Below are 11,325 nucleotides of genomic sequence, written 5' to 3'. Positions count from 1 at the left end.
TCGAGAGTGGGGAAACCCACTCTTTCTTTCTGGCTACACCTCATGGTTCAAATGAGAAGGAGGTACTTGCTTGAGCAAGGTAACGGGCATCGTCACTGAACTCGTCACGCCCATCGTTGAAGAAGTGGGCCTGGAGCTGGTTGACATCGAGTACAAAAAGGAAGGCAGCAACTGGTTTCTGCGCGTGTTTATCGACAATGAAACTGGCAACATCGATATTGATGACTGCCGCCTTGTCAGCGAGAAGCTGAGCGAAAAACTAGACGAAGTAGATCCCATCCCTACGGCATACTTTTTAGAAGTATCTTCGCCGGGTGCTGAGCGCCCTTTACGTAAGGATAAGGATTTCACGAAAGCTGTTGGCAGACATGTTCATATCACAACAAAAGAGCCAGTAGAAGGATCAAGCCAGTTCGAAGGCGAACTGATATCCTTTGAAGATGGCAAGCTGACAGTGAAAGAGGCAAAGAAAACGTATGTAATTTCCCAAGAGCAAATTGACACAGCCAGATTGGCGATTGTTTTTTAATTGTCAGTAGCTTGTGGTAGCCCGTGGTAAGTAAAGGAGGAGGCAACGAAAGTCATGAACGGCGATTTTATCGAGGCTTTAGAAGCCATTGAGAGAGAGAAAGGCATCACCAAAGACGTACTGATTGAGGCCATCGAAGCGGCTCTTATCTCTGGATACAAACGTAACTTCAACTCGGCCCAAAATGTACGGGTGGATGTAAATCGTCATTCAGGTATGGTGCGTGTGTTTGCGCGGAAGAACGTCGTAGAAGAGGTATTGGATACGCGCCTAGAGATCTCTCAAGAAGCAGCACAAGAAATCGATCCTAACTTCCGTCTGGAGGACATCGTCGAAATCGAGGTAACGCCTCGTGATTTCGGTCGTATTGCTGCTCAGACAGCGAAGCAAGTGGTTACACAGCGCATTCGCGAAGCGGAGCGCGGTTTGATCTACAGCGAGTTTATTGAGCGTGAAGACGATATCGTAACAGGCGTTGTTCAGCGTATGGACGCTCGCAATTATTACATTGATCTGGGTAAGGCGGAAGCCGTTATGCCGATCACAGAAAAAATGCCATCCGAAGATTTTAAATCTCAAGATCGTGTGAAGGCATACATCATCAAAGTAGAGAAAACCACTAAAGGACCGCAAATCGTCGTTTCTCGTACTCACCCGGGGCTTTTGAAGCGTCTCTTCGAATTAGAAGTGCCAGAAATATATGACGGTGTGGTTGAAATCAAATCTGTTGCGCGTGAAGCGGGCGATCGCTCGAAGATCGCTGTGCATTCCATCAACGCAGATGTTGATCCAGTAGGTGCTTGTGTCGGTCCAAAGGGCATGCGCGTCCAAACGATCGTTACGGAGCTGAAAGGCGAAAAGATCGACATTGTTCGTTGGTCTGAAGATCCTGCCGAGTATGTAGCCAATGCACTCAGCCCTGCAAAAGTTCTGCATGTTGAGGTTAACGTAGCCGAGAAGGTTACACGTGTGATCGTTCCTGATTATCAATTGTCTCTGGCGATTGGTAAGCGCGGCCAAAACGCACGCCTGGCAGCAAAGCTGACTGGCTGGAAGATCGATATCAAGAGCGAGTCCCAAGCCGACCAAGAAGGCATCGCTTATCCAAAAGAAGTAGAGAGCGATGAAGGGACGGACAACGAATAATCATGAAGCAAAAAAAGATCCCGTTGCGTAAGTGCATTGTTTGCCAAGGAATGTTTCCGAAAAAGGAATTAGTCCGCGTCGTCCGGACGCCAGAAGAAGAGATCGTCATTGATCTTACTGGAAGGGCGGCGGGACGCGGTACCTATGTGTGTCGGCAGGAAAGCTGTCTGAAGCCGGATGCGTTCGCATCGGGAAAATGGAAAAAAGTGCTGGAACGTGCCCTCAACATGTCCATCTCCCAAGAAAAGTATGATGCTTTCCGTGAGAAATGGCTGGAGATGATGGGAAAATGATCCCAAAAGCAGCACAATTACTCGGATTGGCGATGCGTGCGAGAAAGATCGTTACCGGGGAGGAGCTAGTCATTACCGCTATTCGTAATGGGCAGGCCCGCCTGGTTTTGCTCGCATCAGATGCATCAGACAATACCGCTAAGAAAGTAAAGGATAAATGTTCCTATTACGGTGTCTCATGTGTAACCACTGGCGACCGACATTCATTGGGACACGCAATCGGAAAAGATGGGCGCGTTACCGTGGCGGTAACCGATGGGAAATTGGCCGAAAGCATTCAGCGTCTGCTCACCTAACTTAGAAAGGGTGAAGTATATTTGAAGACACGTGTGTATGAGTATGCCAAACAGCACAACATGAGCAGTAAGGAAATCCTCAATTTGCTAAAACGATTGAATATAGAAGTAGCAAATCATATGAGTATCATGGAAGAAGGGACGATTAAAAGGATCGAGGATCACATGGCCAAATTGCGTTCTGGCGCCAAGCCAGAAGCGCGCAACTCGTCAAGCGATGCACGACCAAAGCAAACAGACGATCAACGTCGCCCCACCGACTCCAGAGGACAACAGGTTAGACCCCAGCAACAGTCGGGGCAAGCTCAAGCTGTTAGAAATGACAGACAAAATGGCGATCGTGAAGGAAGCACGACAAATACTACTCGTTTCGGTAACAACAGTGCTACTTCCGATCAGCAAAGTCCTCAACATGGAAAAAATCAGGGGAAGAATCAGGAGAGAAAACCAAACAATATGAGAAGTCAACCCGCAAAACCGAATGACCGCAAGCCACAAGGTAACCAACAAAGACCACAAGGCCAAGGACAACAAAGACCACAAGGTCAAGGACAACAAAGACCACAAGGCCAAGGACAACAAAGACCACAGAACAATCAGCAACGCCCACAAAACCAACAGCGTCCTGCACAACAACCTGCTGCTAATCAGACAGAGGGACGTACAGGAGAAGAGTTTGAAGATAAAGTAAAACTCCCATCCAATGTTGGTATGGAGAAGCGCGAGAAAATCAAAAAGGCTCCTCAAACTCAAAAGACTTTTGAGGATAACAAAAAGAGCCAACCATTCCGTGGTGGAAATAACCGCAACAACCAAAATAACCGTCGCGGAAATAACCATCGTGGTGGACAAAAGCCGCAACGTCCTGTTCTGGAACCACCAGCAAAGATTACGTTTACCGAGTCTTTGACAGTGAACGAGTTGGCAGTGAAACTCCGCAAGGAACCAGCGGAAGTGATCAAGAAGCTGTTTGGATTGGGCATCATGGCAACAATCAACCAGTACCTTGATCGTGAAGCAATCGAACTCATTTGTGCAGACTACAATGTAGAAGTGGAAGAAAAAATCATCATCGATGAAACCAACTTCGAAACATTGGAAGAAGTGGATGCACCAGAAAGTCTCTTGGAGCGCCCACCAGTTGTTACCATCATGGGACACGTTGACCACGGGAAAACGACTTTGCTGGATGCGATTCGCTCTACAAACGTTGTAGCAGGCGAAGCAGGCGGAATTACACAGCACATCGGTGCGTACCAAGTAGAAATCAAAGGAAAGAAAATTACTTTCCTAGATACACCAGGTCACGCGGCCTTTACAACAATGCGTGCTCGTGGTGCGCAAATTACAGACATCACCATTCTGGTTGTTGCAGCGGATGACGGTGTTATGCCACAAACGATTGAGGCGATCAGCCATGCGAAAGCGGCTAACGTACCTATCATCGTTGCAGTCAACAAGGTTGACAAACCAGAAGCAAATATTGACCGCATCAAGCAAGAATTGACCGAGTATGAGTTGGTTGCCGAAGAGTGGGGCGGCGAAACTATTTTCTCCCCATTGTCCGCTAAGCAGCGTACAGGTATCGAAGAATTGCTTGAGTACATCTTGCTCGTTTCCGAGGTACAAGAACTGAAAGCAAACCCAGACAAGCGCGCTCGCGGTACTGTTGTCGAAGCAGAGCTTGACAAGGGACGCGGTCCAGTTGCAACCATTCTGGTTCAACAAGGTACCCTGCGCGTTGGTGACCCAATTGTAGTAGGTTCCGCTTTCGGACGTGTACGTGCCATGGTGAACGACAAAGGACGCCGCCTGAAAGAAGCAGGACCTTCTACTCCAGTAGAAATCACTGGTTTGAATGACGTTCCACAAGCAGGCGACCAATTCCGCGTCTTTGAAGACGAGAAAAAAGCCCGCGCGATCGGGGAAGCACGTGCTTCCAAGCAACGTGAATCCGAGCGTCGTGAGAGCTCCCGTGTATCTTTGGATGACTTGTTCCAACACATCCAAGAAGGCGATATTAAAGAGCTGAACCTGATTGTAAAAGGTGACGTACAAGGTTCTGTAGAAGCGCTGCGTGGCGCTCTGGAGAAAATCGATGTCAACGGTACTCGTGTGAAAATCATTCATACAGGTGCTGGCGCGATTACGGAATCCGATGTAACGCTGGCAAATGCTTCCAACGCCATCATCATTGGTTTCAACGTGCGTCCTGAACCAAATGCACGCAGCATGGCGGAACAAGAGAAGATCGACATCCGTTTGCACCGTGTTATTTACACGGTAATCGAAGAGATCGAGCAAGCTCTTAAAGGTATGCTGGATCCAGTCTTCAAAGAAAATATTATCGGTCAAGCTGAGATTCGTGAAGTGTTCAAGGTATCCAAGGTTGGAAACATTGCAGGTTGCTATGTGACTGAAGGTAAATTGAGCCGTGATGCTGGTGCACGTTTGATCCGTGAAGGCATTGTGATTTATGAAGGTAAGCTCGATACACTCAAGCGCTTCAAAGACGATGCGAAAGACGTTGCTGCGGGTTATGAGTGCGGTCTGACCTTGGAACGTTTCAATGACCTCAAAATTAATGACGTCATCGAAGCATTCGTTATGGTTGAAGTGAAACAATAATGGTAGCAGGTGTGCAGATTGAACTGTTTCTGCCCGCTAGCCAAAACCTGAAAGAAAAACGGGCCATCGTCAAAAGTCTGATCGGCAAGCTGGGGAGCCGATTTAACGTCTCCGCGGCAGAGGTGGCTTATCTCGAGCAATGGCAGCGTACCGTGTTGGGTATCGCTGCCGTTGCTAATGAGATCTCTTTTTTACAACAAGAAATGCAGGCTGTCATACGATTCGTGGAAAACCATCCAGAGGTAGAGTTGACTCGCGTGGATACGGAATACTACGAGTAAAGAGCAGCTAGCGGAGGTGAAAATCGATGAATAAAACACGAATCAGCCGCGTAGGCGAAGAAATCAAAAAAGAATTGAGCCTCGTATTGCAGCGTGGACTCAAAGATCCTCGTGTCGGTTTCGTAACGGTAACAGATGTAGAGGTAAGCAGTGACCTGCAATTGGCAAAGGTTTTTGTCAGCATTTTTGGCAGTGAGGAAGAGCGTAAAGCTTCTCTTGCAGGTTTGACAAAAGCAAAAGGTTATTTACGTACGGAGATCGGGAAACGCGTAAAGCTGCGTCACATTCCTGATTTTGTATTCAAGCTGGACGAGTCCATTGACTACGGCAGCAAAATTGAATCAATCCTGCGGGAAATCTCCACAGAGGGAGAGAAACAGGATGAATCCTAATCAAATAGCAGTACAGGAAGCGGCGCGGTTTATGCAGGAGCACGACCGCTTCCTGGTTCTCTCTCATGTAAGTCCTGACGGAGATGCTACAGGATCTGCTTTGGGAGTCGTGCTCATGCTAGAGCAGTTGGGAAAAGAGTATGTGGTTGTAAACGAAGGGGAAACACCGATCAAGTTTAACTTCTTGCCAAGGTTTGACCGTCTTTATAACCTGCGCAAGCAACCACTGAACGAGACGTTCGGGGCCGTAATCGCTGTAGACTGCGCGGATGAGTCGCGGATGGGCGATGTACGGTCTTTATTTGCGTCTGGAGCTGCTTTGCTGAATGTCGATCACCATCCGACCAACGATCATTTTGGAACGGTAAATCTGGTTCGGCCGGATGCAGCCGCAACAGCAGAGATTTTGTTTGATGTTGCAGAAGCAGCTGGGGTTTCTTTCAATGAAGAGCTTGCGCTGTGCATCTATACAGGTCTTCTGACAGATACAGGCGGTTTCCGCTATTCCAATACATCACCGCGTGTCATGGAAATCGCTGCTCGATTGCTCGGATATGGTGTGAAGCCAGGAGACGTAGCAGAGCGCTGCCTGGAGGAAATCACATTTGCCCATGTGAAAGTTTTGCGACGTGCTCTCCAAACCTTGCAACTGTCCCATCAAAATTTGGTTGCTTCGATCACTGTTTCGGCAGCAGATTTTGTCGAAGTGGGTGCTGAGCGAGAAGATGCTGGTGGATTGGTGAATTACTGCCGCAACATTGAGGGAGTCGAGGTAGGCGTTTCTTTTGTGGAAGCGGAACTAGGAGTGGTCAAGGTGAGCATGCGTGCTCGCGATCGGGTTGATGTAGCTGTCATTGCTAAGCAGCTCGGTGGTGGTGGACACGCAAAAGCAGCAGGATGCACGATCAAAGGACCACTTTCAGAAGTACAGCAAAGAGTATGGACTGTGCTGGACGATGCAGTAGGAGTGAAATTCGATGAGTAACGTGAACGGCGTGCTGGTTATCGATAAGCCAGCTGGTATGACCTCCCATGATTGTGTAGCACGAATTCGTCGATTGTATGGAACGAAAAAAGTGGGGCATACGGGTACACTGGATCCAGATGTAACGGGTGTACTCCCCATTTGTGTGGGACACGCAACGCGGCTAGTTGAATATTTGCAAGAGCTGCCTAAGCGCTATGATGTAGTCATGCGCCTCGGCTCTTCGACCACGACGGAAGATGCTTCCGGAGAAGTGGTGGAGCAAGCTAGCGTAGATGCAGCATCGATTACTACGGAGCGTATTCAAGCGCTGTTCGAATCCTTTTTGGGTGAAATGGAGCAGGTACCTCCGATGTTCTCAGCGGTGAAGGTAAACGGCAAGCGGTTGTACGACCTGGCTCGTGAAGGCACGGTGATCGAACGGCAGGCACGGAAAGTGACGCTGTATGAGCTGACCCTTCATAAGATCAGCGTGGATGGGGACACTGTCGATGTTGCATTCACATGTACGTGCTCCAAAGGCACATACATGCGCACCTTATGTGTTGACCTCGGACGCGCTCTGGGTTATCCTGCCCATATGAAGCTGTTGCGGCGAATAAAAAGCGGCCCGTTCCAAGAGCAAGAGGCAATCCCCCTCCAGCAGATTGAGGAACAGGCAGCAACCGGGGAAGACATTTCCCGCTACTTGGTCTCCATCCCTCAGGCAATCTCGTTCTTACCGTCGTTTCAGGTTAAGCCAGAACGGATCAAAGCAGTACGTAATGGACTTGCTACTGCGCTTCCGGGCGTCACTACGGAGGAAGGAAGCTTGATTTGCTTGTTTGCGGGGGAAGAATTACTTGGCATCCATCGCGTATGCCGTGGAGACAAAGGACTTTTCGCCAAACCAGAAAAAGTCTTTCCAGCCGAGGTGTAATCCGTGAAAACGATCTACCTGACATACCCGTTTCCGTCTGACCTGCAAGCGAATCCTTGTGCGATTGCACTGGGGTACTTTGATGGTGTACATATTGGGCATCGCCGTGTAATTCAAAAGGCGATTGATACAGCGAAAGCAAACGGATGGCAAAGTACGGTAGTGACCTTTGATCCGCATCCTCGAGAAGTATTGGGGCAAAGCGGTTATACCCGCTATTTGACACCACTTGCAGACAAGCTCGAGCAATTCGAAAAGATGGGCGTAGACACCACTTATGTAATGAAGTTCGATATTAGCTTTGCGGCTATTTATCCAGAAGATTTCATCGCAGAGTGCCTTCTCCCATTGGAATGCCGCCATATTGTCGTTGGCTTCGACTACACCTTTGGCTATCGCGGGATGGGGACTGCCCATACCCTGCAAGAAATGAGCAAAGGTCGCTATGGGCTCGACATAGTGGGTCCGGTAAATCGTTTGGGTGAAAAAGTGAGCAGTACAATCATCCGTGAATATCTGCATCATGGGGATGTCGAGCAGGTTCGCCATTTGCTAGGCCGCTCCTACAAAGTTCGCGGGACAGTCGTGCATGGCGACAAACGCGGTCGAACCATTGGCTTTCCTACAGCGAATGTCCAAGTGAATCAGCCGTACTTAATCGGAAAGAATGGGGTCTACGGCGTTCGGTTTACCGTAGATGAACAAAGCTACTATGGCGTCATGAACGTAGGCATCAAGCCTACATTTGAACTGGAGAAAAAAGAAAAGTCATTAGAAGTGCACATATTTGAGTTCTCTGGTGAAATCTATGACAAAGAAGTAGAAGTAGAGTTCCTGTTCTACATTCGGGAAGAACAGAAATTTGCTGGAGTCGATGCGCTCATTGCGCAAATTGGACGAGATGTACAAACGGCGAAACAAAAATTCGCAGAGGGAATCTCGTAAAGGATTCTCTTTGCTTTTCACAAAATGGTATGCTATAATTCAAAACGTTGTACAGATAACCGTAGCTTGGCTGTCCGATTCTCACCGACGGCAGACTCGGCGAACGGTATAAAAAATGAGGAGGTGAGTCATGATGGCATTGACTCAAGAACGTAAAACTCAACTGATTCAAGAGTTCCGTACTCATGAGAACGACACCGGTTCACCGGAAGTGCAAATCGCTATCTTGACCGAAAACATTAACAATCTGAACGGACACTTGCGTACGCACAAGAAAGATCACCACAGCCGTCGTGGTCTCTTGAAAATGGTTGGTCAACGTCGTAACCTGTTGACATACCTGCGTGAAGCAGATGTTCAACGCTATCGTTCGGTTGTAGACCGCCTGGGTCTGCGCCGCTAATCAGCGTCTTGTAAAAAGCGGGTTCTGCCCGCTTTTTCTATCGTGTAGGAGGGTTTAGCGTAGAAATGCGCTAAGCCCATCCGAAACGAGTAAAAAAGCTTGTGACCTATCTGGTAGATTTAATTAGCTTCAAAAGAAGCTTTTTTTATTATCTAGAAAGACTGCCAAAGGTAGCCATTTAATTTTTATCATGGCAGGAAATAATACATATAGGTAGAAAACAAAGTGTGAAATGCACATTGTTGTGAAGGAGGACTGCTAGCATCATGGAGCAACAATACCGTACATATGACTTCGAACTGGCAGGCCGAAAACTGACCCTGGAATTTGGCAAAATGGCTAAACAGGCGCATGGTTCGGTCTTGGTTCGTTACGGCGATACAGCAATCCTGTCCGCAGTTACAGTCTCGAAGGAACCAAAACCACTTGATTTCTTTCCATTGACTGTCAACTATGAGGAGCGTCTCTACGCGGTTGGGAAAATTCCTGGCGGCTTTATTAAAAGAGAAGGACGTCCGAGCGAAAAGGCAATTTTGGCTAGCCGCTTGATTGACCGCCCTGTCCGCCCTCTTTTTGCAGAAGGATTCCGTAACGATGTACAAATCGTAAATACTGTTCTGTCTGTGGATCAAGACTGCTCACCTGAAATCGCTGCGATGATCGGTACTTCCGCAGCGCTATCCGTTTCGGAAATTCCTTTTGAAGGTCCGATTGCAGGAGTGATCGTAGGACGAATTGACGGGGAGTTCGTCATTAACCCTACCGTAGCTCAAGCGGAGAAAAGCGATATTCACCTGACTGTCGCAGGTACACACAAAGCGATTAACATGGTGGAAGCAGCTGCGAACCAAGTACCGGAAGAAGTAATGCTTGAAGCGATCATGGCGGGTCATGACGTTATTAAGCAACTGGTAGAATTCCAGAACATGATCGTGTCCGAAATTGGCAAGCAAAAGATGGAAGTCATCTTGCATGAGGTGGATCCTGAAATCGATCAAGCTGTGCGTGAATATGCGGAAGCTCGCCTGAAAGAAGCTGTTCGCATCGAAGAAAAACAAGCACGCTACGATGCTATTGACGATATCAAGGCAGAAACCAAAGAACATTTTGCAGCCAAGGACCCTGAGGCATACCCAGAGCAGGAAAAGATGATTAGCGAAGTACTTGGCAATATTGTCAAGGATGAGGTTCGCCGTCTGATTACGGATGAGAAAGTTCGCCCTGATGGACGCGCTCTGAACGAAATCCGCCCGCTGTCCAGTGAGACAACCATTCTTTCCCGTACACATGGCTCTGCTATGTTTACCCGCGGTCAGACGCAAGCACTGAGCGTTTGCACATTGGGCGCGCTGGGAGATGTTCAAATTCTCGATGGACTCGGTCTGGAAGAATCCAAGCGTTTCATGCACCACTACAATTTCCCACCGTATAGCGTGGGTGAAGCACGTCCGTTGCGTCCTCCAGGGCGTCGTGAAATCGGACACGGTGCGTTGGGTGAGCGTGCAATTGAGCCGATCATTCCATCTGAGGTAGAGTTCCCATACACGATTCGTCTCGTATCTGAAGTAATTGAATCCAACGGTTCCACATCGCAAGCGTCGATTTGCGCGAGCGTACTTGCCTTGATGGATGCAGGTGTACCGATCAAAGCTCCGGTAGCAGGTATTGCGATGGGCTTGATCATGAGCAAAGATGAGAAATCTTTCTCGATCCTGACTGATATTCAAGGTATGGAAGATCATTTGGGAGACATGGATTTCAAAGTAGCGGGTACAGAGGCTGGTGTAACAGCTATCCAAATGGACATCAAAATTTCCGGTATCAACCGTGAGATTTTAGAGCTGGCCTTGGAGCAAGCGCGTGTAGGTCGTTTGCACATCCTGAACCATATGATGAGCACGATTTCCGAACCGCGTAAAGAACTGTCTCCTTATGCACCAAAAATCATGACCATGACGATCAATCCGGAGAAAATTCGTGATGTAATCGGTCCACAAGGTCGTGTCATCAATAAGATTATCGAAGAAACCGGCGTAAAAATCGATATCGAGCAAGATGGACGAGTCTTCATCGCATCCATCAACCACGAAGCGAATCTGCGCGCGAAACAAATCATTGAAGATCTGGTTCGTGAGGTAGCTGTTGGTCAGGTTTACCTGGGAACAGTAAAACGCGTAGAGAAGTACGGTGCGTTCATCGAATTGTTCGCAGGTAAAGAAGGCTTGTGCCACATCTCTCAACTGGCTGAAGAGCGTGTAGCCAAAACAGAAGATGTTGTCGCAGTTGGTGATAAAGTACAAGTGAAAGTGACCGAGATCGACGACCAAGGTCGTGTGAATCTTTCTCGCAAAGCAGTTTTGAAAGAGCAAGCTGCTGCGGCACAAGCTGCTGAAACACCAGCAAAAGAAGAATAAAGAAAAACAAAAGGCTTCGTCACTCGAAGAAATTCGTGTACGGAAGCTTTTTCTTTTATGTGCCAGATGCTCCCGTTTCGTATGTCTAAGTCGT

At 48.1% G+C, this 11,325-nt stretch carries 12 protein-coding genes; all 12 read left to right on the top strand.

The annotated features are described in order from the left end of the window. Window positions 1–70 precede the first annotated feature (70 nt). The 12 genes from rimP to pnp all read left to right on the top strand — a co-directional run bounded on the left by rimP (window position 71) and on the right by pnp (window position 11,231). Complete coding sequence (rimP, locus tag HP398_RS04665; RefSeq protein WP_017249294.1) at window positions 71–529, top strand: ribosome maturation factor RimP; 459 nt, start codon at window positions 71–73, stop codon at window positions 527–529. A 54-nt stretch (window positions 530–583) separates the two neighbouring features. Further along, on the top strand, window positions 584–1,675 hold the full coding sequence (gene nusA, locus HP398_RS04660) for a transcription termination factor NusA (protein WP_017249293.1): 1,092 nt from the start codon (window positions 584–586) through the stop codon (window positions 1,673–1,675). A gap of 2 nt (window positions 1,676–1,677) precedes the next feature. Then, on the top strand, window positions 1,678–1,968 hold the full coding sequence (gene rnpM, locus HP398_RS04655) for an RNase P modulator RnpM (RefSeq protein ID WP_017249292.1): 291 nt from the start codon (window positions 1,678–1,680) through the stop codon (window positions 1,966–1,968). After that, window positions 1,965–2,264 carry a YlxQ family RNA-binding protein gene (locus HP398_RS04650; RefSeq protein ID WP_007719232.1) on the top strand — a complete coding sequence of 100 codons (300 nt, stop codon included), beginning with the start codon at window positions 1,965–1,967 and terminating at the stop codon, window positions 2,262–2,264. Before rnpM ends, HP398_RS04650 begins: the two co-directional genes overlap by 4 nt. 21 nt (window positions 2,265–2,285) lie before the next feature. Further along, window positions 2,286–4,892 carry a translation initiation factor IF-2 gene (gene infB, locus HP398_RS04645; RefSeq protein WP_017249291.1) on the top strand — a complete coding sequence of 869 codons (2,607 nt, stop codon included), beginning with the start codon at window positions 2,286–2,288 and terminating at the stop codon, window positions 4,890–4,892. Further along, window positions 4,892–5,173, top strand: a complete 282-nt coding sequence (locus HP398_RS04640; protein ID WP_173622001.1) for a DUF503 domain-containing protein — start codon at window positions 4,892–4,894, stop codon at window positions 5,171–5,173. Before infB ends, HP398_RS04640 begins: the two co-directional genes overlap by 1 nt. A gap of 26 nt (window positions 5,174–5,199) precedes the next feature. After that, the gene (rbfA, locus tag HP398_RS04635) at window positions 5,200–5,565 is read left to right on the top strand and encodes a 30S ribosome-binding factor RbfA (RefSeq protein ID WP_007719226.1); all 366 of its coding nucleotides are present in this window, start codon (window positions 5,200–5,202) and stop codon (window positions 5,563–5,565) included. Next, window positions 5,555–6,550: a DHH family phosphoesterase gene (locus tag HP398_RS04630; RefSeq protein ID WP_173622000.1), complete on the top strand. Its 996-nt coding sequence runs from the start codon at window positions 5,555–5,557 to the stop codon at window positions 6,548–6,550. The genes rbfA and HP398_RS04630 overlap by 11 nt, the downstream gene beginning before the upstream one ends. After that, entirely contained in the window at window positions 6,543–7,469 is a 927-nt protein-coding gene (truB, locus tag HP398_RS04625) for a tRNA pseudouridine(55) synthase TruB (RefSeq protein ID WP_017249288.1), read from the top strand. The genes HP398_RS04630 and truB overlap by 8 nt, the downstream gene beginning before the upstream one ends. A 3-nt stretch (window positions 7,470–7,472) precedes the next feature. After that, the gene (locus tag HP398_RS04620; protein WP_017249287.1) at window positions 7,473–8,414 is read left to right on the top strand and encodes a bifunctional riboflavin kinase/FAD synthetase; all 942 of its coding nucleotides are present in this window, start codon (window positions 7,473–7,475) and stop codon (window positions 8,412–8,414) included. A 133-nt stretch (window positions 8,415–8,547) separates the two neighbouring features. Beyond that, window positions 8,548–8,817 carry a 30S ribosomal protein S15 gene (rpsO, locus tag HP398_RS04615; protein WP_015891708.1) on the top strand — a complete coding sequence of 90 codons (270 nt, stop codon included), beginning with the start codon at window positions 8,548–8,550 and terminating at the stop codon, window positions 8,815–8,817. 266 nt (window positions 8,818–9,083) lie between these two features. Further along, window positions 9,084–11,231, top strand: coding sequence for a polyribonucleotide nucleotidyltransferase (pnp, locus tag HP398_RS04610; protein WP_173621999.1), 2,148 nt, complete (start codon window positions 9,084–9,086; stop codon window positions 11,229–11,231). The last annotated feature ends 94 nt before the right edge of the window (window positions 11,232–11,325 follow it).

It is taken from the genome of Brevibacillus sp. HB1.4B (assembly GCF_013284285.1).
Taxonomy (GTDB): Bacteria; Bacillota; Bacilli; order Brevibacillales; family Brevibacillaceae; genus Brevibacillus; species Brevibacillus porteri.
This window is presented reverse-complemented; position numbering and strand designations above follow the sequence as displayed.

Excerpts from the sequence above, each read along its gene's own strand:
- nusA (WP_017249293.1), top strand. The coding sequence starts at position 584 with ATGAACGGCGATTTTATCGAGGCTTTAGAAGCCATTGAGAGAGAGAAA.
- HP398_RS04650 (WP_007719232.1), top strand. The coding sequence starts at position 1,965 with ATGATCCCAAAAGCAGCACAATTACTCGGATTGGCGATGCGTGCGAGA.
- rnpM (WP_017249292.1), top strand. The coding sequence starts at position 1,678 with ATGAAGCAAAAAAAGATCCCGTTGCGTAAGTGCATTGTTTGCCAAGGA.
- rpsO (WP_015891708.1), top strand. The coding sequence starts at position 8,548 with ATGGCATTGACTCAAGAACGTAAAACTCAACTGATTCAAGAGTTCCGT.
- HP398_RS04640 (WP_173622001.1), top strand. The coding sequence starts at position 4,892 with ATGGTAGCAGGTGTGCAGATTGAACTGTTTCTGCCCGCTAGCCAAAAC.
- truB (WP_017249288.1), top strand. The coding sequence starts at position 6,543 with ATGAGTAACGTGAACGGCGTGCTGGTTATCGATAAGCCAGCTGGTATG.
- HP398_RS04630 (WP_173622000.1), top strand. The coding sequence starts at position 5,555 with ATGAATCCTAATCAAATAGCAGTACAGGAAGCGGCGCGGTTTATGCAG.
- rbfA (WP_007719226.1), top strand. The coding sequence starts at position 5,200 with ATGAATAAAACACGAATCAGCCGCGTAGGCGAAGAAATCAAAAAAGAA.
- pnp (WP_173621999.1), top strand. The coding sequence starts at position 9,084 with ATGGAGCAACAATACCGTACATATGACTTCGAACTGGCAGGCCGAAAA.